Raw genomic sequence first — 22,335 nt, forward strand, 5'->3', positions numbered from 1 at the left:
CTGCGAGCCCGTCCGGAACTTCCAGACCACCCCCTCGAACTGCTGCCGCAGCCGCTCGGGATACGGGCCATAGTCACCGATCGGCAGATGCGGCCCGATGAACTCCCACTCATCGTCCGTCAGTTGCACTCGTGTCACACAACACGGTCTACCAGATCAGGCCCTGCCGCGATGGCCACTCCCGCAAACTGATCACAACCAGATACGTGCCCTAGTGACGTCAGGTCATCGCGGCGAATACCAGCAGTGCCATGGTTGGCCCGAGCAGTGCCCCTGCGGCGACCTGGGCCCGAGTGTGGTCGTGCAGTGCGATCCGGGACCAGCCGACGAGCAGGACCAGCATCGATGAGGCCCACCACCACGGCCCAAGGACGAGCGCGGTCATGGTCGCGGCGCCGCCGGCCACGGATGTGTGGACGGAGATCTTCCACGCTGTGGTGATCGCCATGATGACCACGAGCGTTGCCACCATGGTGGCAACGGCTGCCAGGAGTTCCTGCGGCGCGTTCCCGGCCGACATGACGGTGATGCCGATGCACAGCGACGCGAGAATCAGGGGGATCACCCGCAGGCGTTGTGCACGCGCCGAAAGGTGTCGGTCGGACCAGTTGCCCTTCCGGACACCCGATTTGATGACCACCATGGGGACGACACCGGCGAACACCGCTGCATGGATGGCCCAAGCGACACCGACTAGGCCGTCGGATTTGATGCCGACGAGGAAGAGCACGGCGAAGATCCAGGTCTTCGGCTCCAGGCAATCAGTGACCAGGCGCGCGACGCGCGCAGATGCGCGGGGCGTGGCGCTCATGGCTTCGGGGCGCGACGGGGTGACGGTGCTCATGCGTGACTCTCCGCACCCGGCGCGGCGACGAAGGCGCGCACGATCGGCCGATCGAGCCAGCCGCTGACCTGCGTAAGCCAGGCGGCTTCCTCGTCTGTGTGATCGGCGGGGTGCGCGCGGTACGTTTCGTCACCGCCGCCGTGCTCGTCGTCGGCGGCCCGTTGTGCGGCGGTGGTCCACCACATCGCTTCGGCCGCGATGTGGGCCTCGTCTCCGCTCAGCCCGGACGCTTCCGCCTCGGCGAGGGCCGCCTCCCACAGTCCGTTCGGGGCGATGTCGCGCAGGACGAGCGCAGCGTCACGGATCTCGATGATGCGCCGGTGCAGCCGGAAGTCGGTGTCCCGCAGGTCGAAGCGGCTTGGCTGCTCTTCCATGTCAACCAGGACGACGTGCGGCACGGGGCGCGTGGCCAGGACCCACAGCGGTTCCAACGCCCGCAGCGCGGTCCACTGGCGCCGGGCCCGGACAGCGGCGGCGTAGGCGGGATACGAAGTTCCCGCGCACACCATGGCGATGGTGATGATCTTGAGCCACTTCGACGCAGACTCGAAGCCCGAATCCCCACCAGGGAACGGCTGCTTCAGCTGGCTTGCGACGAGGTACAAGGTCCGCAGGATCGTGTAGCCGATGCCGGTGGCAGAGCCGATCGCCATCAGGACGAGCGAGGTGCGAAGCCCTCCCTGGGCGATGCGTGCGCTGCGCGCGAACAGCACCGTCGCGATCGCCATAGCCAGTGCGACGTACGCGACGAAAACGAGCTGGTAGCAGGTGGCCACGGCGTTGCCGGCGTGCTCGGTAATGAAGTAATCGTCCCCGGGACGTCGCCCAGGGATCGCCAGGAACAACCCCGCCATGGTCACAATCGAAAGCGCCGCGACCACGTAGCGCGGAGCCGTAAATGGGAGCGGTACCCAATCGGCCGACTTGGTGGTCAGAGCCGTCGCCCAGTTGATCAGCGACAGCATCGCGATGATGCCGATGCAGTGCTTCAGCAGCGTGCCGATCTGGGCAACGCCGGTGGCCTGCTCCAGGAACGAACTCACCTGCGGTATTCGGACCGTCAGCGCCAGCGCCAGCGCAGCGAAGGTCATCCACAGAGGAGATTCGCGCAGCGAACGGCGCAGCGGTGGACGCCGCCACACGACGATCGCCCAGGCGGCGAACACGATCGCGATCTCAAGCGAGGAGGTCACCGCCCACCGCCGATCCGGCGACCGCGCGTCGGGGCGAAGAGGTTGTCATGGAGGCGGGAGAGGACCGTACCCTCGACCTTGGGTATAGCAGCGGCGGGAGCGGTCAGGAGGCTGGCCATCAGCTCGGCCTCGCGCTCCTGCTCGGTGTCGTACCGCGTGCGCCCGAGCATCAGCTTGACCGTTGACGGATCGATCTGCGGCGCCAGCGAAGCGGACAGGACTTCGTCCACCGGCCCGAAGTGATCGCACAGAATGTGCGCCAGCTCATGGGCGATGATGTGGCCCGCGTGCGCACGCGATGTCGAACCGTCGTACCAGACGAAGTCGGCGTTCCCGGTGCCCATCCACATGCCGCACGGCATCCCGGACGGCGCGCCGTCGGGCAGCGGGAGCACATGCAACGGGCGCCCTCTGTGAGTCGCTACGTTCTCGCACAGCACATCGATGTCGAAGGGGTCCGGTATCTCAAGTCCGGCCAAGCGGCGGGCGCATTGCGCCCGCAACGTCTTGATGTCCACGCGATCGTTCCTTGGTCGTGCTGGGATGGCGCCGCGGCGATACCGCGACGCCGTCCTTCGTGCTGGGAGTGCTGCGCCTCCGCGGAACCCCGCAGAGCGTGGTGCCCTAGGTGCCGTCGTTGTTCTCGTCGAGGTGCTCAAGCCGACGCGCTTGTTCGATCACGCTGATGATCATCCGAAGACTGTCCGGGGACAGGCCGTTCGCCCGTAGCGCGACGGAGCGCACATCGTTGTCTCTCATCGACTCAAGCAACGCGCGCTCCTCGGGAAGCACCCCATCGGCCGAGCCGCTGAGGAAATGCGCAGCAGGCACCCCGAAGAAGTCGGCGATGGCCTCCACTGTGTTCACCGTCGGGTTGGTCTTCGAGCCGCTGCGCAACTGTTGGAGCAAGCTCGCCGACACCGTTGTCCCGTCGCCCCGTGCGCGCCGGTTGATCTCGTCCGAGACCTCTTGGTTGCTGTAGGGGCGACCAGGACGGCTACGGAACAGAGCCTCCAGCTTGGCCGCCAGGGACGGCAGCTCTGCTGAGCGGGGCAACGTGGAACCTCCGGGAGTCTGAGCTTCCTGGGGACACTACAGTGCGCCAACTGGGATGATCAACACTATGGTGTGCGTCTGCTCCCAAGCCCGCCCGGCCTTTGGCTCGGCGCCTTCGGGTGCCGCCTCGGTCCGACGCGGACCCCGCGGCGTTCTGGCCCTGGGGGCGTCGCCGCGTGCGTAACGATCCGGTCGGGCGCTGTATCCGGTGGCGCGGGGGCTTCGGAACCCCTGCGTAGTCCTGACCCGGGATCGGCCAGAGCCGATCATCCGGCACGATTTGGTAGTCCTGGGCGGGGCCGGGTTCCGATCCGCCGCCTTCCCAGTCGGTCCAATCCCGCCACAGCGGATGGGCAACGACCATGATCCACGCGCCAGACCGGTCGCGTCGCCAGCGGATCGCGCGTGCGACGACGGTGCCCGTCCCCTCCGGCATCTCGACCCATACCCACGGCCCGCCGGTCGATGGAGGCGGGGGAGCGTCGTCGGGCGGAGGGCGATGCCGTGGTGCTGCAGGGTTGGCGCCGTGTCCGCCGAGCGTCGCGGCGGCACGTTCGCCGAACGTGCCCCATGCACCCGCAACGTCGTCCTTGCGCCCCATGACTGAATCGTACTGGCGTTCGAGTTCGTGCTGCTGGCCGGCCAGAGAACCAGACCGCCGGCCAGCACACGTGGCTTGCCCTGACCCTCGGCTCGGGCGCGGGCTGGGCCGAGTCACGCACGCCCGGGCGACCTCAGGCGCGCTGAGGCAAGAGCCAGAGCAGCGCGCAGTTCGACTTCGATGTGGCCGAGGACAGGCGGCATCAGCCCGTTCAGGACGACGTCGGCGTGTCCGGAGCGTGTCGGCACGATCGACTTCCCGTCACGGACGCCTGGGGAAGCGGTTGATTCGGCACCCGCCAGGGCGGTCCCAGGTGCACCAGCACCGATGGAACATCACGACGAATCACGCGCCTTCATCCGACTGTCTGGCTACGTCAGGGTGCAGGTGTGCGGGGCTCCCGCTCGGGGCGGATTGTGAGAGCCCCGCACACCGTGCTTAGCCACCCGCCGAGGCGCGGTGGCGTCCAGAAGGCCGACCTGAGGCGCCGCTGGAGCCACGCCACAGGCCGAACACCGTCTTGAGGATCCCGGCTGGCACCAGGCCGAGTTGGCCTGCTCTGCCGGTGTTGTTTACGCGCCCCTGTTCGGGGACGTGCAGGACGCACGATCCGCGGTCCGGGTTGTCGGTGTCGGACATGACGGGCTCGGCGTCGGTCAGAACGCCGCACTCGATCAGGCAGGCAACCACCTGATCCAGCGCGGCGACCGGACCGAACACCAACACCATTCCCGCGCCCGCGGGGCCGTCGTCGACCAGGTCCACACCACCCTCAACGAGCACGCGCCCAGCCGGGTACTACCACGAACGGGCGTATCCCGGGCCGACCCAGCGTGCGGCGAGCCCGACCTGTTGCCCGCGGGTCGAGGCGTGCAGCAGGCGCCGGAGCGGTCGAGGGTGGCGGGTATGGACATCATCGTGTTGTTGGACGACTACGGTCGGGCATTGCACCTGCACGGCAAGCTGCACGCCGGCCGCCCCAGCAGTTTCGGCTCGCAGGCCCCCGGGCCGCTGACGCTGTGCGGCAAGCCGACCGCGGCCATGGAGGTCCTCGGGCCACGAACGGCCGGACCGGGTGTTCCGGTTTACCCGCCGAGTCTGGAGGGCGCCGGCGAAAGGCAAACGGTCGGTTGTCCGGTGTGTGCACGCCGGACGGCACAGTGACTGCCCATACGGACCGGGCCGAGGCGCGGCCTTCCCGCAGATCAGCCGGTGCTACGGGATTGTGTGGACCGTGGCGCCGTCGATCCACCGCGCGAGGACGCTGAACGCCGCGAGCTGCTCCAGGCCTTCGTCCTCGGTCAGCTCGGGCAGGTTGTTGTGGCTGATCGGGTTGCGGATCGCCCGGAAGCAGCCTTCCCCGAACGCCCGGACACCCTCCTGCATGCTGGTGAACGTGGGGCTTCCGTCGTCCGAGATGACGTGTAGGCGGGGCTTGTTCGGCTGCGGCGGGTCGGTCCGGATGACCTGGTTGATCAGGTCCTTCTCGCCGATGTCCTTGCGGCCTACCTTGTCCTGCAACTCGGCATTGACGCTCACGGCCGCCGTACGTACCGCCTCTCGGTAGTGGCGATTGGCCCAGAGTCCCTTCGCGGCCTCCCAAACCCATGGGTGCAGGTGGGAGGCGTTCAGGCGCGGAGCGTTGTCACCAAGGTTCGCGCGGACCTCGGCTTCACGCTGGAGTGCGACCTTCGCACGGCGGGCAGCCTCGTTGTGCTGGAACCAGCGGTTTCTCCCGTTTCGACCATCCGGAACGCGGGAGCGCCAATCCGGGATGACGACGTCCAAAATCCTCTCCACCACCTGCGCCGATTCAACAACCTGCGCCTCGCTGCCCTTGGTCCTCGTGGCCGTCGTGAACACGCCCGGTGCCGCCGCGCTACGCATGATGGTGAGATCGAGGAACACATCCAGCTCCGCGATGGCCCACTCCATATTGATATTCACGCCTCCGATGATGAGTCGTGCCACTGACGTGGACAGGGCAATCACCGAGGATCGTCGGGGGAGAGGCAACGCGGCCTTCATCCGCGGCATCCTCGACCACGCGTCGTCCTCGGTGGCGGCAGGTCCGGGGTCGGGCCCGCGCCCTTGGACCGGAATCCTGGCGATCAGATGCGCTGGTGCGCCGCTCCGGGGGTTCGAGCGTCGGTGCGGAGGGGCGTCTCGTCGTCGGCTGACGTGGCTGCTTTTGCTCGGCGGCGTAGATCTGCCGACTTCGAGGAGCTAGTCACGACGAAACTCCACGGGCGAACCTGGCGTCAGGTCAGTCTCCACGCTCAGAGGATGTTCCAGCTCTGATGGTCGTCACCGTTTTGGAGGCCGCGAATGCGGCGTCGCACCTCGTCAAGCGTCGGTCCGGGTTGGGCCTTGCGGGCGTTCGTGCTGATCATCCGGAGTTCGCGTAGGCCTCGAAACAACCGGTAGCCCTTCCAATCACGCACGTCTCGTCCGTACGCGGCCGCGAAGTCGTCGTAGTGGTCGGGTGGGTAGCCGAAGCGGCGGCAGTGGACGTCGATGGTGACCAGGTCCCATTCCGGGGGGCCGACGACGGCGCTGTCCCAATCGCATAGCACGGTGCCTGTAGGCAAGATCAGGGCGTTGCGGTGCTGGGGGTCGCCGTGCAGAACGACGTCTCGAAGTTCTGGCATATCCGGGTAGCAGCGGTCGAGTTCGTCGAACCGGTCATTCAGGATCCCGAGTTCGCGGTCGGTCAGGGCCGTGGTCGCGTCGATCGACCTCCGGATCGCAGCGAACGCGTCGAGCCGGGGAAGCGGTATCGACGGCAACCGGAGTTCGTGCAGAAGCCGGAGGGGCCTGCCGAGCTCGGCTGCAGCTACGGGGAAGGATGGTTGCGGGATGTACGTCCAATACGTGACCGCGTGGCCGTCGACCAGCTGCGGCTGGTCGACGCCGGGGTAGAGCGACACCGTTGGGAACTCTTGATCCTGGAGCCATTGCGCGAGCCGGGTCGTGGCCACCGCCGCTTCGATGTCGCTGCCATGGCGGAGGATCTTGACGACCACGGGTTCGGGCGCCAAGAGGAACACCGCGTTGCTGTGACCGCGCAATAGCGTGGCGCCGCTGCTGGAGAGACCGACCCGGTTGCAGGCCTCGGTCAGCAGCTCGTGGATCTGGTCCTGGGCGAATCCGCCCGCCAATGCCTGCGGCATGGACATCTCGATCGGGCTCCGATGTGTGCGGGGGCCGGTCACAGTGCCGGGCTGCCGCCTGCCGGAAGCGCCAGCACCTCGTGCAGCTCCTTCACCACGGGAGCCGAACGTAAGGCTACGGGTACACCGTCGAGCACATGTTGCGCTCGCGCGTTCAGGATCAGGGTCCGATGTGCGGTCGGAACGCCCTGCAATGCGCTGATAGCCAGCTCGCAGGCATCGCTCAGAGCGTGCTCGTGGAGGTAGCAGACCGCTTCGTCCAGGTCCAGAAGCGCGGGGTCGATGCCGCTGGACGGCGGATACATGGCCTTGGCGCGGACTTGCGCTGCGCGTGCAGCTTTCAATTCGCCGAGGTACGTCAGGGTCCCGCTCATGTAGAGCAAGAGCCGTCGCTCGGGAAAGCCGAAGGCGTCGGCCTGGTCGGCATTGACTTTCGACTGGGTCAGGTCGAAGAGTCGTTGCGCTTCCGCCATGGCGGTCACGGCCACCGCAAAGTCGCACGATCGGGCCGCGGCTCGGGCTTCCGCCGCGGCTGCGCTCGCGGCGACCGCGGAGTGTTGCTGCGACAGCAGTTGGCGTGCTTCGCGGGCAAGCCGTAGGGAGTGTTCGGGGACCCCGAAGTAGTAGGGGAGCATGGCGGCGTGCACCAGTGTTCGAGCCTGGAGCTCCGGATCGCCGGTGTCCTCGGCCGCGGCCCGCGCAGTCCGGTGCCAGCCTGTGGCCTCGTGGATGGCGCCGAGCTTCATCAGGGCGTCGGCGACCAAGGACGCCAGCAGCGCAATGTTCTCGGAAAGCCGGAGCTGGACGAGACCGGGCTGGCGATCTGCTGCAATTGCCTGTGCTTCCAATACATCCGCGAGCAACTCCGGGAGAACCGCGGCCGGCGGGGTCATCGTGTAGTGCGCGCGATAGTCCTCCAAACGGAGGGCCAGGTGGTCGAGTTGCTTGTGGGTGACGGTTCCGGTGGCGAGCGTGCGGTCGACGAGGCGACGGGCGGACCGTAGGGCGGCCATGGGATCCGCCCCCGCAGCGGGTTCGTGCCGGGGCGCAAGAGACGTCGGCGGCGTCGACACTTGGAGCACGAGCGGCACGGATCGCCCTGACGCTGCTGTCGCTTCGATGGTTGCGGACGCGTTGGCTTCCATGCGGGTCATGTCTCCGAGAAGGAGGAGATCCTGCGCCGGCATGCGTCGCCGGTCCTCGACGTCGATCAGCTGATCGGCCGTGGTGCCATAGGCGGCTGCCAGGACCCGGAGGACCGGGAGGGTGGGACGACGGCCTCCTTGAGGCCATGACTCGATGTTCGAGATTCGGGGGCCGTCCATGCTTGCTGCGCCGTCGGCGTCTACGCCACATGCCGCGGCAGCGCGGTTGTAGCGATCCGCAGCGGCCTCCTGGGTCCAGCCATGGGCGACACGGTAGGCGGAGCGAGGGCGAAGTCTGAACTGGCGCCCCATCTCGGCCGCGATTCGGTCGATGCCCAGGTCTTGCGCGGCCAGTTCTTCGCGGAGTTGCCGCTGCTGGTCCTTGATGCTTTGACGTCGTGTCTGCGGCACGTCTTCCCCCGTATCCGCGACGGATTTTGCACCCACGGTAGCCGTCACGGAACGCGCGGGCGATGCAAATCGATGACGGCTGCGGCAAGTTCTGGTGCCAAGTTTTGGGCGTTCGCGCAGGTCAAGCCGGGTGCATGTGTGGCAGGCAATCCGTGGAAGCGTGTACGGGGTGTTCGTCTCCCCGATGCGGGACGGTAAGTACCACCGAAGCCGGTGTCGTCTTCCATGAGTTGCCTATGGATGGCGCCGGACACGCGAGCACGAGGGGGTCGGACGCATGCCGGAGGAGTTGAATCGCGTCATCGTCGACATGACGGTGCCGCCGACGGAATCATCCGTTCCCCTCGTGCGCCGTGCTGTTCGCGACGCGGTGCACCCCGCGGACCACGTCGACCCGGACGCACTTGGCGATCTTGTGCTGGTTGTCAGTGAACTGGCCGGCAACGCGGTGGTCCATGCCGGCGACGTCAGTCGGTCGATTCGGGCGCGGTGTTTCGCGCAGCCCGGTCACTGGCGTATCGAACTGCATGATGCGAGTCCCGTCCTGCCACGACTCCGACGTTCGGTGGAGGACGGCGACAGCCACGGTCGCGGCCTGCGCATCGTCGAGCGACTGTCGCTGAGTTGGGGCGCGGCCACGTCGATGCGCGGCAAGTCGGTGTGGGCTTGCGTCGCCGTTCGGAGGCGCTGCCCCGACGGCGGCAATTAGTGCAGGACTACTTAATCGTCTCGGTGCCGAGCTGACGATCGACTTAGCCCGAATCCGTCCTGCGTCCGGCCGCCCTGCTGTGGCGCCGATTGAGGAGCGTGTGTGAACCCCGTCCCCGATGCCGCCGGAGAGGGCGCAATCATTCTGCCACTGGCAGTGGTGCCGCCCCTCAACAACGAACCCGGCTGCGGACTAAAGCTGTTGCTCAACGACAGGACCACCGTCGTGTGGACCCTCGAGATCCCGGACGGGCCGTTCGGGGCCGTTCGCGATGCGGCCTTGGGCGTGACGCTGATCTACGAGAGCGTCCGGACGGTAGGCGGCTGGCAACGCCAGTTTTCGGCCTGGCGGGACTCGCAGCTCCCGGATGTGCTGCGGGTCTGGATTAGGCACTCCAAGCACACGTTCCGTATCGCATCCGACCTGGACGAAATTGTCCGCGGGCTCACGAAGTTCGATCCACGGGACGCGACGTGACCGCCGGCCTGCAGTGGGAGGCCGGCAGTGTGCCGGCGGAACCCCCGCCCTTGATGACGCTGACGTACTTCCCGGGCGCCGACCTGCTGCTCTATGCAGTTCGGCGCGGCAATCAGGAAAGGGCCGACACGCGGCGGTACCAGGGCGAAGCCGAACTTGCCGAGGCCGCGGCCGCCGCGCGGCAGGCGGCCGCCTACTTGAACGCCACGGCGGCTGGCATCTACAGCCTGCTCCGTGTACGCCATGGCTGGTCGGTCGCGGAGGTGGACGTACACGCCGCGTTGTCCGTGGACAAGTGCCCGGACGAGCTTCCGGTCGACATCCACGCCTCGACCGGACCGGCGGAACACGCGACCTGACGCTGGGCCTGCCGACGGCCTATGGGGCGGCATCGTCCACGGGGGCCGCCGCCCGGAACCGCCTTCCGCACCCGCACCTTTGCAACGGGGGATCCATGAGTACGCCCAAGTCCCACGGAATCACATACGTGGACATCGCCGCCATCAAGGGGGGACAGGCACGGATGGTCGTCCGCCGGAGCCCACCGCGGTTCATGACCGCCTTGGCATGCCGGGACGACACATGCGCTCACACCCCTTGTCCGCCGGGCCCCTGCACGCGTGCCGAGTGCGCGAACGAGTTGGTGTGTCGCCATGTCCCGCTGCCGGTGGGCCCGATGACGTTGACGAACTCCTTCGACTTGGACGCGTCGATGGCTGCGCACATGTGGGTGCAGCTCGGGACGTTCCTGCTCGCGCACGACACGACCGGCACGGTACTGCGTGCGCTCGCCGAAGCGGACGCTGCCATGAAGTCCGGCGGGTTGCGTTATCCGACTACGTCCCCCAGGTGACTTGTGAAGGCGAGAGTGCTGGTGAGCGCGGAGGTCGTGCGGTTATCGCAGGGTGCCGGTGCGAGCCGCGAAATCGCGATTGTCGCGGACGTTCGCCGGCGCGTACAGCGGTCCGCTGGGCACCGTTTGGAGCGCGGGGCGGCGTACCTCTCCGAGGGCGGAGCGCGCACTCGGTGGCGCTGGTGGATACCGCGGTCGAATCCGGCCGCGTGGTCGCAGCCTGCTTGGGCTGGCGGGCGACGACCGCCGAATGGTGCTCGTTCGGCGGCCGTTCGACTCTGTGAGCAGTCCGATCGGGGCCCGCGGCCGCAGTGCCGCTGGGTCCTACCCGACCGCATCTCCCTGGAAGACGAGGGGTTCGCATGAACCAACAGAGGGACCGGTTATTGCAAGCGGTACTCTGCGCTGCCGCGGACGATCCCATTGAGGCCGTCCGTGCCGCCACGTGGGCCGGTGACGTCCACCAGGTCGTGACGGACGCCCCGGACGCCGTGGCGATCGACCCGGCGTTGTTGACCCGGTGGGTGGCCGCCGTGCTGGGCAAGCACGCGGCCCGCGTCCTCGTCGCGGGCACGGCGGATCGTCGGCTTCTGCTCGTCGAGCGGGCCGGAAGGCGTGGTTGTCACCTCGATGGCCTTCCGCGCCAGGACCGGGCGGTCCGTCAGGCTGTGTGGTCGTGGGTTGTGGCAGACCTGTCTGGGCGCCCGCACTCGTCAAGGGACTGGCCCGCTTGGGCCGATGGCCACGTGGAGCTCGAGCAGCCGGATGGCTGGCTGTCGTTGGCCCGGGTCGACGACGTCGCGGTGCACCGGCTGAGCCGGCCACGCGTCCTGCTCGCCGCGCTGTATCACCCGGAGTTCTTCCCGCTGCCGCGGTTCCCGCTGGGGATCTCCGACCTTGCCCGGGCGGCCCGCGGGACACTGTCCGGTCAGGTCGCTTTGATGGACATGCAACTCGGCGCGACCGTGGACGACATCGTCGAGGAGCTGGACGTCGGCCCCGTCGACATCCTGGGTGTTTCTGCGACGTTCGGTCAGCACGATCTGCTGACGCGCGTGCTCGACCGCGCATTTGCTGTGCCGACGCCGCCGATGGTCATCGCGGGTGGCAGTTTGACCGCGCGCAACGAGGCTCTGCTCTTGGAGCGCTATCCCCGGCTGCTGATCGCCCGCAGCGCCGGGGAGACGACGATGCAGGATCTGGTTTTGCACTGGCACGGCGATATCGACCGCGGCCAGGTCCACGGCATCGGCTACTCCGGAGTGACTCGGGGTGGGGCGTTGTCGATCGGTCGGCAGCGAACCCCCGCCGTGCCAAACCGACAGCAGACGGACTTCCTCCCGGAGCTGGATCTGCTGGACGCGACCTTGGCAGCGGGTGGGGTGGCCCAAGCAGAGGCGTCGCGTGGCTGCACGGATGCATGCAGCTTCTGCCCGCGCTCGCACAAGGGCGTGTGGGCAGGTGGCGACGCCGATTCACTGCGTTGGCTGATGGAGCGTCTTGCTTCGGTCTTCGATCGCCATCCGGACGTGTCGCGGACGCTGTATCTGGTCGACGAGGAGTTCATCGGCCGCGGTGACCAGGCGGCCGACCGGGCACGCGAGATCGCCTCGACGGTGCACCAAGCAGGCTTTCGCTGGGAAAGCAGCTGCCGGGTCGACCAGGTCGTCCGGCCCGACCGCGGCTTCCTGTGGCACTCCGAGCGGGTGCGGTTGTGGCGCGACTTGGTTGATCGCGGTCTGCGGCGGTGCTTGTTCGGGGTGGAGTCGGGTGTCGACAGCGTCCTGCAGCGGTTCAACAAACGCACGACGGGTGAGCAGAACGCACTTGCGGTTCGGACGCTCTCCCTGCTCGGTGTGCCGACGCGGTTCACCTACATCACGTACGACCAGATGATGACCATGGACGAGTTGGTGGCCACCTGCGCGTTCCAGGGGCGGCGGGATTTGCTGCTGCGGCCGCGTCCGGATCTGTCTCCAGAGCAGGTCGTCCGTGCTGTCCGTGACCCGCAGTTTGTAGCCGCGCACGCGACCGGTCGTCCGTTCTACTCGGGGATCTCGTACCTCCTGGTGTCCATGGAGTGCCTGGTCGGTGCCGCCTATACCCGGCGGGTCCAAGCGGCCGGCCTAGCGGGCGAACCCGATCCGTCGATGGGCCGGGTCGATGCTCGGTTCGCGGACTGGCGGATCGGCATGTGCAGCGCCTGGTCACAGCGGTGGGTGGACCGCCACTTCGCGTTTGACTACACGCTCAAGTCGCTGGAGAAGGTGCTGGACGGGGCACCGCGGCAGGCGGTTCGGGCGGCCAGAGCGGTGATCAAGGACGCGGCCTACGCCGTGCTTCGTGGCGCGATCGCCGAAGCTCGCAGCACCGACATCGGGGCAGACCACGCCGACTTGGACTGTCGACTGCATGTGCTGCTCGAAGGCGAGCTGGCGGAGCTGCGAAGGTCCATGGCGTACACGGTGCCTCGGGTCCGCACTGCGCTGTCGGCCAAGACGGCGGCGGTTCTTGACGGGGAGTACGCGCGCTGGCTGGCTACATACGAGTGGACGCTGATCAATGTGGCGGACCCGTGCGGAACCTGAACTTGCCGAAGAGCGGGGGTGCCCTTGTGTGCGACCGGGTGCCTGATTGTGGTCTTGGCCTGTCTGTCGGCAGGCCAAGACCGGCCCCGTCAGGCGGTGGGTTTGGCCTTCTCGGGGATCGGCTGCCAGTCAAACTCGGGGCAGAACCTCGCATAGGTGACGAGCTTCCATGCTGCGTAACGCTCCAGGTCGCCGCTTGCGCGCAGCAGGTGCTTGACCCAGGTGTAGGCGACGCGTTCGGTCTCGGTCATGTTGCTGTCGATCTGGTCGAGCATGCGCGTCGCGACGGCGAAGTCCTCCGGCGTCAGGGCGCTCAGGTCCACCTCGACACCCTCGCGCTCGAAGGCGAACACCAGTCGGGTGGTGCTGTAGCTCGTCCGGCGCTCGGCGAGGAAGCGTGTGTGCGGGGCGAGCGCCTGCATCAGGTGGTCACGACGGTCGACTGGGTAACTGATGCCGAGGTCGAGGTCGGATGCTTCCAGATTGCAGCGGATGCCCAGCGAGCCGACGTCACGCGGTGTGCAGCCCGTCCAGGCGGCAACTTCCGTGGCGACGGCTTCGCGCAGGGTCAACAGCCGGGCATCGTGCGCACGCATCGACGCGTACAGGGCACGTGCCCGCTCGAACTCTTTGGCAGTGAAGTCGCCTTCGTCGGTCCACGCTTTGGCGAGGATCGCGTCCAGGTCCAGCGCGGTCTGCGGCACCGCAGTGCTTGCGGGGTTGGTCATGGCGCCCCACCGTAGCGCTACGCCCAGCACGGAATCTGCGTAATCGTCATGAGAAGAGATGAAATTGGAGGGACGATGACCACGCGGTCGAGCGGTGCGGGTCGACGCGTTCTGGCCGGAGGGCTGGAGGTCAATCCGCTGGGGGTGGGCTGCTGGGCGATCGGCGGGCCGGACCACAATCTCGGCCTACCGATGGGCTGGACGACGGCCGACGACGACCGCGCACGTGCCGCCCTGGAGCGGGCATTCGAGCTTGGAGCCAACCTGTTCGACACTGCGGACGTCTACGGTCACGGGCACAGCGAACGCCTCGTCGGCTCACTCCTGCGCCAAGTCCCGCGCGAGGAAGTCGTCGTCTCCAGCAAGGTCGGCTACCTGCGAGACGAAGACCACCCGTACGAACCGCGACAGATGCGGCGCCATCTGGAGTCCACGCTGGACAATCTCGGTGTCGACTACCTCGATGCCTACTTTTTCCACAACGCGGACTTCGGCGAAAAGGACCGCTATTTGGCCGGCGCCGTCGAGCAGATGCGCGATTTCCAGCGGCAAGGGCTGGTGCGGGCAGTCGGCATGCGGGGCCCGCACAGGTTCGCGACCGAGCGCCTGCAGGTGGCGAAGGCGGAACGTGACGACAAGCACGCTCGGTTCCATCGCCTGTTCGAGGCGATTCGGCCGCAGTTGCTCGCCGTTCGCTTCAACGCCCTCACTCCCGTTCCCGCGGGCGCGAGGGTCTTTGCCTTCGCACGCCGCCATGGAGTGTCCGTCTTGGTGAACAAGCCGCTCGCGCAGGGGCTGCTCACGGGGAAGCACACCGCCGTCAGGCCGCCGCGTTACGGCGATGGCGACCACCGCAACCGCAAACGGTGGTTCACCCGCGACGCCTTGACGGTAATCGAGGCAGGCTTGGCGCCGCTGCGCGAACGGTTTGGGGGAGACCGGGCAGCCTTGGTGCGGGTGGCGCTTCGGTACTGCCTTCAACAGGATGACAACGCTGCGGTCCTCGTCGGCTTCACCTGCGAAGAGCACGTCGAGCAGAATCTGACGTGTCTGGGCGAGCCGCTGACCGAGGACGAACTGGCCTTCGTGCGCGCTGTTGGCGCCCGGCTGCAGCACGAACTCGATTCGTCCGGAGAAGTGTTCCTTGATGAGGTCGGGACCGAGCGGGACGGAGCGGGGCAATGAGTGGGCTGCGCGACGAGACCGAGCAACTGCTCCTGCTCGGTGAAACGCGCCCGGACCGTCCGATGCCCGGCGCATTCCGGATTCTCACATGGAACGTGCAACACGCCGCCGAGAAGCGCTCCCGCACCCAAGCCGCATGGCTCGCGCAACGCGAGGACGCCGACGTACTGGTCCTGACGGAGGTCGGACACGGACCGGGCGGGCTCGCGTTGGCCCAGGCTCTGCGCGAGCACGGTTATCGCGTGATGGAGCCCGTGTGCGCGGGCGACAAGTACCTCACGATCCTGGCCTGCCGCTTGGACGAGATGGTGCAGGTCGACGTCGGCATGACCGTGATGCCGCATCGGGCGCCTGCTGCCCGGATCGCGACCGGCCGACAGGCCGTGGTCGTGGTCGGGCTCTACGTGCCGTCGCGTGGTGGCCCTGGTGAGCAGCGCAACGTCGCCAAACGAGCGGTCCAGGACGCGTTTGCCGCGCGCCTGCCGAAGCTGATTGCCGACAGTGGCGACACGCCACTGGTCGTGGCCGGTGATCTGAACGTCCTTGAACCCGGTCATCAGCCGCACCACGACGTGTTCGGCGTCTGGGAGTACGACTTCTACCGGGCCTTCGCCGCAGCCGGGCTCGTCGATGCTTTTCGGGCCCTGCACCCGGAAGCCGTCGAGCACAGCTGGTTCGGACGTGCCGGGAACGGCTACCGGTTCGACCACGGGTTCGTCAGCGCCGAACACGCCGACAGCATCCGCACCTGCACCTACCTCCAAGAACCCAGGCTGGCCGGGTTGAGCGATCACGCCGCGATGCTGCTGACCCTCGACTTCGCCGCCGTCTGACGTCCAAACTCTCGCGCACCACGCCTGCCTCCTTGCCCGGACCACAACGCGACGCCGCGCGTTTTGGCGGTGTTCGCCATGCGTTCTGGGTCGTCCGGTGGTGTTACGCCGCGCTGAAACGGAGCCCTACCATGTCCGCCACCATTTCCCCGCCCGTCGTCGACGATTACCTGCAAGCGCATTGGGCGGTCACCGAACTGCGCGGCACCGCGGAGGATGCTGCCGCTGCGGTCCGACAGATCGCTACGGCGATCCGCAGCCGCTTCCCCGGATCGCAGGCGTCCGCGGACATGTTGGCTGGGCAGTACTTCGTCGCCACCGAGTACGCCGACGTGCGGATCTGCGTCGGCAGCCGCAACCCCGGCCGGTGGGAGATCCTCGCCCTGGTCCAACCTCAGTCCGGCCCCCGGACGCAGCGCTTGTTCGTCGAGCACGTGGCCGAGGTTCGTCGGGCCGCTCTGCGGGTGGCTTTCAGCACGACCGAAATCGCCTCTCTGCACGAGCAGATGCCGCTCACCACGTCGATGCCACGACGGCTTGGCGTCCGTGCCCTAGCCGGAGTCAGCCCATTCCTGACGGTGCATCACATGACCGACTTCCTCGTCATGGTCGACGCCATCCGAGCCATGGGAGTCACCACAGAAGCCATCACCGTCCTCGACAAGGGGTACTCGTATCGGTACACCGACCGCGTCGACGCCCATCTGGAAAGCCTGGGCATTCGCGTCTACCCGTGGACCGAAGCTGGGCAGGCACTCAAGGACCACTCCGACCGCGCTCGAGCGCAGGGCCGACGCGGACTGCTCGTCGACGACGGCGGATACACCCTCCCTGTACTGGTAGATCAACTTCCTCACTTGATTGCCGAATACTGCGGTTTGGTGGAGCAGACCACCAGCGGCATCACCAAGCTGGAGATGTACGGCGACGATCTGCCGCTGCCAGTCTTCTCCGTCGCTGAATCCCGGCTCAAGGCGACCATCGAGTCATACGGCATCGCGGACGCCGCGTGCCGCAACATCCTGCGGCTCCTGCCTGATGAGAAGTTCGAAGGCCGGCCCGCACTGGTTCTGGGCTTCGGTCGGATCGGGGAGCAGATCGCGGAGGTGCTGCGGGACCGCCGGATGCGTGTTGCGGTCTACGACCGCGAAACCGTGCGCCTGGTAGCTGCTCACGAGCGCGGCTTCGTCACCAGCCGCTCGCTTCCCGAACTCCTCACCTGCCATGCGCCTTTGCTGATCGTCGGATCGACCGGCCGCACGTCCCTACGGGGCGAACACACTGCTGCCCTGCGAGCCGACTGCTACCTGGTCTCGACCACCAGCCGACAGGCAGAGTTCGCGCTTGACGAGCTGACCGACGAAGCGGTGCGAGTCGACGACCTCGGCGTCAGTACCCGGCTGCACTACCAGCACGGTCCGACCGCGACCGTGCTGGCCCACGGCCAGCCGGTCAACTTCTACGAAGCCGAGTCCCTGCCCAACCGCTACGCGGACCTGATCCTGGCCTCGCTTCTGGTCGGCGCCGCGCACCTAGCCCGCCCCGATCACACGCTGCGCCCCGGCCACAACGTGCGCGCCACCGACCGCGTGCTGGAATCCAGCGGATTGCTGGAGGCGTACTACGCGCGATTCGGTCCCAGCGGGTTCGACCGGGGCGGACAGGGATGACCGACCAGACCAACGCCCGTCGCGAACGCTGGTTCACGTCGGCGGAGCTGCCTGTCATCGCATCCAAGCCCTACCATCCCACGCGTGTCATGGCGGTCGTCCTCGCCCGTACCAAGCGGCGCCGTCCGGTCCACCCTGTCGCCTTAGCCGACGACGAGGTCATCCGCACCTGGACACCCGGATTCCCTCACCGCTGCGCCATGGAGCTCGCCGTCAAACAACGGGTGCGCGCCGTGTCCCTTGTGGACCCGAGCGCGGACGCCGACTCCGCCGGCCTGGCCCTGGCGTTCTCCTCCCATCTGACGCGGCTCCGCGCGCCGCTCGATCTCGGCACCGCAGCTGTCACCAACACTCACCTGCGACCTGCTGCAGCCGGCTACCTGCGACTGCCTCACTTCGCTGTTCTGGTTACCGCAGGCGTGCCACGGGACGTCGTCGTGTGGGAGCTGATGCCCGAGCTGCACGTCCCGGTGTGGTGCGGGCTGCCCGCTGCCCGGATCCCCGAGTTCTCGCCGCGTGATGTCGCCGCTCTGCTGACCGCCAAGCGCCTCGCCCGCGACGGGACCCTCGCGGACTCCGGACCTGCGGGCATCAAGGTCTGTGCCCTTCTCGAAGACCGCTACTTCTCGGTCCGGCTCGTTGTCCAGCATGCGTCGCTGTTTCACGACCTGATCACCGAGATCACTGATGCATCCCCATCCGTTCCTCCCCAGCCGAAAGGGCGCCTGTGAACACCAACACCTGGAGCGGCAACCCCGCCGACCTGGCCGCCGCCTACGCCCACCACTCCACCACCCTGCGCGGCGCCCTGCGCCACGCCTTGGTCACTCGCGCCCTGCTCTCCCACTTGCCACACGGCTCCTGCAGCGTGCTGGACATCGGCGGCGGCACCGGCGAACAGGCCATCGCGCTCGCCCGGGCTGGCCACACTGTTACCGTCCTGGACCCCGACCCGGCAATGGTTGACCAGGCCCGCGACCGCGCCTCGGACGAACCCGAAGAAACCGTGGCGCGCATCACCCTCACAGTTGGCCCCGGCGAGCTTGCGCTCGACCTGGTCGGGGACGGCTACGACGCCGTACTGTGCCACGGCGTTCTGATGTACGTCGATGACCCCGAGCCCCTGCTGCAGACCCTTGTCGCCGCTGCAGCGCCCGGAGGTGTGGTCTCCGTCCTTGCCAAGTCCGATGAGGTATTGGCCTTCCGCCCCGCGCTCGAGGGCCGCTGGGCCGATGCCCTGGCCATGCTCGACACCAACATCGAGACCGGCAACTTCGGTGTCACTTCCCGCGGCGTCGACCGTGACGACGTCACTGCCCGCCTGAGCGACCTCGGTGCCGCAACCTTGGCCTGGTACGGAGTCCGGACTTTCACCGACCACCTCGGCAACGCCCCCGTACCCCCCGACTTCGACCAGATCCTCGAACTCGAATGGCGCGCCGGCGCTCGCGACCCCTACCGCCAGATCAGCCGCCTGTGGCACCTCATCGCCCGTAAGGCCCCGGCATGACCAGCATCCTCACCATCACCGGAGCCCTGCGGACCGCCCGCACGTACTGCCCGCCGGTCTGCTTTCCTTACCACGCTACGTGGCGCCTGTTCCGGTCCACGGGGCTCAAAGGCCACCCAGGTTGGCACCGCGGCTTCTACCGCCTTGCCCTCGACCGCACCGGCCTCACGCACCGACCGCGGCTGCGTGTCCTGATCTGCGGCGCCTCCGACGAAGCGATGCTCGCGACGCTCGCAGACCTACTCGGCATCGACCGCCTCGACGTCTACCTCGTGGACCGGTGCGCCACCCCGCTGCGGCTCGCGCTTGCCTACGCCAATCATGTCGATCTGGCACTCGTCACCCGCCAGGCCGAGGCCCCGCAACTACCCGATTTCGGCGCACGGTTCGACCTCGTCATCACCGACGGGCTGCTCTCCCTGCTACCCAGCGACGCCGTGCGCGCCACTGTCTTCGCGCTCGCCGGCGCCTTGCGTGAGGACGGCGTCCTGGCGTACACCGCCCGCGTCGCCCAACCCTCGCGCTCACGCCTCGAGTACGACCGGCCGGGGCGGTGGATCCAGGCGGCCGCTGTCCTTGCCGCTTACCCGGGGCCCCCGGGACAGCGGGCCAGCCATGCCGTGAATGTGCTTCAACGGCCGTCCCGCACCAGCCCGTTCACCACCTCAGAGCACCTTCGCGACGCGTTTGCCGATGCATTCTCGGACACCGCGGTGTACATCAACGACGGTCCGGCCAGTTGTGCGCAGCGCCTGCATCCGGCCCACTGCGCCGGCGCTACGAGCCTCCGCGTCGGTGTCCTCGCCCAGCACCCCCGCCGGCCCGGGAGCAAGACATGAGTTACGCCGACGTCACCATCCTCGACTACCGACCGGGCGAGAGCCCCGACCTCGACGACAGCCTCGCCCACCTCGCCTACGAGGTGGTGACGGGCTGGCCCGACCAACGCCCCATCAGCGCCGGCCTGGTCCGCTCGCGCCTCCAAGCCCCCGACAGCGCACCACCCACCATCCTCGCGCTCCGGCGCACCCATCGTGGCTTGCTCGTCGGCGCCGCTGCCCTACGCCATCCCGATGGCCTCGGAAGCCGAGGCCGCCTTTGGGGACCAGTCGTCCACCCCGACCACCAATACCGCGGTATCGGCCGCACCCTCTTCGCCGCCCTGCCAACAGGCATCCTGTGCACGAGCGCCGAGATCCCCGCCACCCGAGCCCGCGGAACCGAGTTCTACGCCTCCGCAGGCTGGCGTGCAGGTGAACCTCACCAGCTCCTCAAACGCGACTTGCCCCCGCCCTCGAGCGTGATTCGGATGCCGGCCACTATCGGTCCCCACGACGGCCGCGATCTCACCACCGAACTCGCCCGCCTCTACGCTCAAAACCGGCCCCGGCACAGCCCTGCGACCGCAGCAGGCACCTTCACGCGCTGGACCCGCGACGAACGCTTCGCACCCCGACATCTCTGGATGGCCACCCAGGCTGGCCGCCTGCTCGGGGCTGCCCTTGTCTACCCGCTGGAACACACCGCGCCCAACGAACCTCGTGAAGCCCTTCTCGCCGACCTCCTCGTCCAAGCAGCCGCCGAAATAGGCGCAGACGAGATACGGCTTGCCTTGTCCAGCGCAGCCTTGAACTCCGCTTACCTCGTCGGCGCGCAAGTCGCGCGCTGCGTGGCCGATACATGCATGGACCCGCACGGCGTGCTGCAGAAGCGCCTCGGCTTCGCGATCGTCGACAACCTGCTCATGTACCTCAGCCCGTGAGGCATCGCGCGACGGCTCATCGTGCCTGGTGGCGCGTGCCCAGACAAAGGAACCGGCCCCACTGGTGCGCCGTCAGGAACACTCCCGCTGCAACCAAGGCGTAAGTAGCGCCACGCAAGATCACCCGCCGCGTCGCGGAAGGTCGGGTCTGTCTGGTCTGGTCTGCCGGCCGAAGGCAGGACGGCTTCTCCTGGCAGTTCAACTGCCTGCTGCGGACCTCGTCCGATGGCAGGCCGACCGCGACGCAGAGCCGAGCGCTTGGTGCTCGACAGCCAGATCCGCAAGACCGCCGCCAACGTGCAGGCCTCCGTCCAAGGCGTAGATGCACGCCAGCGCATCACCGGTCGTCAGCGTCACATCGCCGTCGACACCCTCAGGCTGCTGCTCACGGCCTGGGTTACCGTGACGCCAACTGGCCGAAGAATCCGACAGGCGCCTCCGGGCGGGCCAGGGCCGTACGCGAGCCTGTTGAGGCCGAGATCCTGCCGGGAATGCCGCCGGGGCACTCAGTGGTCTGGGTAAACAAGGCCGATCTGATGGCGTGCGGCGTCGAGAGTCCGCATGACGGCGACGGATTCGCGCAGCGGCATGATGGGGCTCTCCAGCCGACCTACTCGGACCTGCTCGTGGACGTGCTGCACTTGGCGATGAAGGCCGCCGCCGGCGGTCTCCTCGCTACTGCCGTCGCGCGCCGCGGGCAGGTTGAAGCGCTCTGTGGTGCCCTGGGAGTGCAGGACGAGTTCGTCGGGGCAGTGCATGAACAGAGGAAGTTCGATGTGCCCGGATGTGCCGGTGATGCGGGCGGTGCAGGCCAGCCAAGACTGTATGGAGGATTTGGCGATGCCGATCGCTCCATCGGCATATCCGCAGACAACCGCAATCTGCTCGTCGACACCGGTCGGACCGAGGCGGCCGGACGCGGCGACGCGATCAGGCTCCCCGAGGAGCATGCTGATCAGTGACAGCGGATATACGCCGAGGTCGAGCAAGGAACCGCCGCCCAGGGCGGGGTTGAAAAGGCGGTGGGAGAGGTCGTCGCCGGGAAAGGGGATGCCGAAGTCCCCTTCGACCGACAATACGGATCCGATCCGCCCCTCTTGCACCAATTCGCGAAGCTTGACGTAAGCGGGAAGGAAGCGAGACCACATTGCTTCCATGAGGAACCGGTTGTTCCGCCTGGCGGCGGCGACCATCTCCTCGGCCTGCGAGGCGTCCAGAGCGAACGGCTTTTCGCAAAGGACATGCCGTCCGGCGTTCAGGAAGAGCAGCGTGTGCTCGTGGTGATGCGAGTGCGGCGATGCGACGTAGACGAAGTCGATGCTGTCGTCGGCCGCCAGCAGTTCATACGACGGGTATCGCCGTGTGCTGGGGATCCCGTACTTGGCGCCGAAGGCGTCGGCCTTCTCTTGGCTTCGGGACGCGACCGCCGCCAGCTGGGCGTCCGGGATTCGGCCCAGTGCGTCCGCGAACCCGTTCGCTATGGCTCCTGTTCCTGCGATGCCCCAGCGGAATGACACGTGGCCTCCGATGCTGAATAAAGAGTGATTCGACGGTCGACTGGACCGGGCCGCTTTCGCCCCGCCCGCGGCGGATGGGA

At 67.6% G+C, this 22,335-nt stretch carries 23 protein-coding genes; 13 read left to right on the top strand and 10 right to left on the bottom strand.

Going from position 1 to position 22,335, the window contains the following annotated elements:
• Positions 1–220: 220 nt before the first annotated feature.
• The 5 genes from ABEA93_RS38770 to ABEA93_RS38790 form a co-directional block, all read right to left on the bottom strand.
• A complete protein-coding gene (locus ABEA93_RS38770) occupies positions 221–844 on the bottom strand; it encodes a phosphatase PAP2 family protein (RefSeq protein WP_345680686.1) in 624 nt (207 codons plus the stop codon).
• The gene (locus tag ABEA93_RS38775; RefSeq protein WP_345680687.1) at positions 841–2,037 is read right to left on the bottom strand and encodes an MAB_1171c family putative transporter; all 1,197 of its coding nucleotides are present in this window, start codon (positions 2,035–2,037) and stop codon (positions 841–843) included. Before ABEA93_RS38775 ends, ABEA93_RS38770 begins: the two co-directional genes overlap by 4 nt.
• Positions 2,034–2,555 (bottom strand): hypothetical protein, encoded by a 522-nt coding sequence (locus tag ABEA93_RS38780; protein WP_345680688.1) that lies wholly within the window; start codon positions 2,553–2,555, stop codon positions 2,034–2,036. The genes ABEA93_RS38775 and ABEA93_RS38780 overlap by 4 nt, the downstream gene beginning before the upstream one ends.
• Positions 2,556–2,661: 106 nt before the next feature.
• Complete coding sequence (locus tag ABEA93_RS38785; protein WP_345680689.1) at positions 2,662–3,093, bottom strand: Secondary metabolite protein; 432 nt, start codon at positions 3,091–3,093, stop codon at positions 2,662–2,664.
• 1,039 nt (positions 3,094–4,132) lie between these two features.
• Positions 4,133–4,459, bottom strand: coding sequence for a hypothetical protein (locus ABEA93_RS38790; protein ID WP_345680690.1), 327 nt, complete (start codon positions 4,457–4,459; stop codon positions 4,133–4,135).
• 141 nt (positions 4,460–4,600) lie between these two features.
• Between ABEA93_RS38790 and ABEA93_RS38795 the strand changes: the two genes are divergently transcribed.
• Positions 4,601–4,858: a hypothetical protein gene (locus tag ABEA93_RS38795; protein ID WP_345680691.1), complete on the top strand. Its 258-nt coding sequence runs from the start codon at positions 4,601–4,603 to the stop codon at positions 4,856–4,858.
• 51 nt (positions 4,859–4,909) lie between these two features.
• Here ABEA93_RS38795 and ABEA93_RS38800 read toward each other — a convergent pair whose 3' ends face one another.
• From ABEA93_RS38800 to ABEA93_RS38810, 3 genes are all read right to left on the bottom strand, one after another.
• Positions 4,910–5,722 carry a TIGR02391 family protein gene (locus tag ABEA93_RS38800; RefSeq protein WP_345680692.1) on the bottom strand — a complete coding sequence of 271 codons (813 nt, stop codon included), beginning with the start codon at positions 5,720–5,722 and terminating at the stop codon, positions 4,910–4,912.
• A 251-nt stretch (positions 5,723–5,973) separates the two neighbouring features.
• Positions 5,974–6,873 (bottom strand): phosphotransferase family protein, encoded by a 900-nt coding sequence (locus ABEA93_RS38805; protein ID WP_345680693.1) that lies wholly within the window; start codon positions 6,871–6,873, stop codon positions 5,974–5,976.
• A gap of 32 nt (positions 6,874–6,905) precedes the next feature.
• Entirely contained in the window at positions 6,906–8,423 is a 1,518-nt protein-coding gene (locus tag ABEA93_RS38810; RefSeq protein WP_345680694.1) for a helix-turn-helix domain-containing protein, read from the bottom strand.
• Positions 8,424–8,700: 277 nt separating this feature from the next.
• Between ABEA93_RS38810 and ABEA93_RS38815 the strand changes: the two genes are divergently transcribed.
• The 5 genes from ABEA93_RS38815 (at position 8,701) to ABEA93_RS38835 (ending at position 13,050) form a co-directional block, all read left to right on the top strand.
• Complete coding sequence (locus ABEA93_RS38815) at positions 8,701–9,132, top strand: ATP-binding protein (RefSeq protein WP_345680695.1); 432 nt, start codon at positions 8,701–8,703, stop codon at positions 9,130–9,132.
• A 102-nt stretch (positions 9,133–9,234) separates the two neighbouring features.
• Positions 9,235–9,609 (top strand): hypothetical protein, encoded by a 375-nt coding sequence (locus ABEA93_RS38820; RefSeq protein WP_345680696.1) that lies wholly within the window; start codon positions 9,235–9,237, stop codon positions 9,607–9,609.
• Positions 9,606–9,968 carry a hypothetical protein gene (locus ABEA93_RS38825; RefSeq protein ID WP_345680697.1) on the top strand — a complete coding sequence of 121 codons (363 nt, stop codon included), beginning with the start codon at positions 9,606–9,608 and terminating at the stop codon, positions 9,966–9,968. Before ABEA93_RS38820 ends, ABEA93_RS38825 begins: the two co-directional genes overlap by 4 nt.
• Positions 9,969–10,285: 317 nt before the next feature.
• Positions 10,286–10,462, top strand: a complete 177-nt coding sequence (locus ABEA93_RS38830) for a hypothetical protein (protein ID WP_345680698.1) — start codon at positions 10,286–10,288, stop codon at positions 10,460–10,462.
• A gap of 362 nt (positions 10,463–10,824) precedes the next feature.
• The gene (locus tag ABEA93_RS38835) at positions 10,825–13,050 is read left to right on the top strand and encodes a radical SAM protein (protein ID WP_345680699.1); all 2,226 of its coding nucleotides are present in this window, start codon (positions 10,825–10,827) and stop codon (positions 13,048–13,050) included.
• An 89-nt stretch (positions 13,051–13,139) separates the two neighbouring features.
• On the opposite strand, the gene ABEA93_RS38840 is transcribed toward ABEA93_RS38835, so the two are convergent.
• Positions 13,140–13,778 (bottom strand): hypothetical protein, encoded by a 639-nt coding sequence (locus ABEA93_RS38840; RefSeq protein ID WP_345680700.1) that lies wholly within the window; start codon positions 13,776–13,778, stop codon positions 13,140–13,142.
• Positions 13,779–13,853: 75 nt separating this feature from the next.
• Between ABEA93_RS38840 and ABEA93_RS38845 the strand changes: the two genes are divergently transcribed.
• The 7 genes from ABEA93_RS38845 (at position 13,854) to ABEA93_RS38875 (ending at position 20,738) form a co-directional block, all read left to right on the top strand.
• Positions 13,854–14,963, top strand: a complete 1,110-nt coding sequence (locus tag ABEA93_RS38845) for an aldo/keto reductase (protein ID WP_345680701.1) — start codon at positions 13,854–13,856, stop codon at positions 14,961–14,963.
• On the top strand, positions 14,960–15,796 hold the full coding sequence (locus ABEA93_RS38850; protein WP_345680702.1) for an endonuclease/exonuclease/phosphatase family protein: 837 nt from the start codon (positions 14,960–14,962) through the stop codon (positions 15,794–15,796). The genes ABEA93_RS38845 and ABEA93_RS38850 overlap by 4 nt, the downstream gene beginning before the upstream one ends.
• 131 nt (positions 15,797–15,927) lie before the next feature.
• On the top strand, positions 15,928–17,466 hold the full coding sequence (locus tag ABEA93_RS38855) for an NAD(P)-dependent oxidoreductase (RefSeq protein WP_345680703.1): 1,539 nt from the start codon (positions 15,928–15,930) through the stop codon (positions 17,464–17,466).
• Positions 17,463–18,197, top strand: a complete 735-nt coding sequence (locus tag ABEA93_RS38860) for a hypothetical protein (protein WP_345680704.1) — start codon at positions 17,463–17,465, stop codon at positions 18,195–18,197. The genes ABEA93_RS38855 and ABEA93_RS38860 overlap by 4 nt, the downstream gene beginning before the upstream one ends.
• Positions 18,194–18,976, top strand: a complete 783-nt coding sequence (locus ABEA93_RS38865) for a methyltransferase (protein ID WP_345680705.1) — start codon at positions 18,194–18,196, stop codon at positions 18,974–18,976. Before ABEA93_RS38860 ends, ABEA93_RS38865 begins: the two co-directional genes overlap by 4 nt.
• Positions 18,973–19,815 carry a class I SAM-dependent methyltransferase gene (locus ABEA93_RS38870; protein WP_345680706.1) on the top strand — a complete coding sequence of 281 codons (843 nt, stop codon included), beginning with the start codon at positions 18,973–18,975 and terminating at the stop codon, positions 19,813–19,815. Before ABEA93_RS38865 ends, ABEA93_RS38870 begins: the two co-directional genes overlap by 4 nt.
• Positions 19,812–20,738 (top strand): GNAT family N-acetyltransferase, encoded by a 927-nt coding sequence (locus ABEA93_RS38875; RefSeq protein ID WP_345680707.1) that lies wholly within the window; start codon positions 19,812–19,814, stop codon positions 20,736–20,738. Before ABEA93_RS38870 ends, ABEA93_RS38875 begins: the two co-directional genes overlap by 4 nt.
• A gap of 506 nt (positions 20,739–21,244) precedes the next feature.
• Here the strand turns inward: ABEA93_RS38875 and ABEA93_RS38885 are convergent.
• On the bottom strand, positions 21,245–22,255 hold the full coding sequence (locus ABEA93_RS38885) for a Gfo/Idh/MocA family protein (RefSeq protein ID WP_345680708.1): 1,011 nt from the start codon (positions 22,253–22,255) through the stop codon (positions 21,245–21,247).
• Between the last annotated feature and the right edge of the window lie 80 nt (positions 22,256–22,335).

The sequence above is a fragment of the Yinghuangia aomiensis genome (genome assembly GCF_039542225.1).
Taxonomy (GTDB): Bacteria; Actinomycetota; Actinomycetes; order Streptomycetales; family Streptomycetaceae; genus Yinghuangia; species Yinghuangia aomiensis.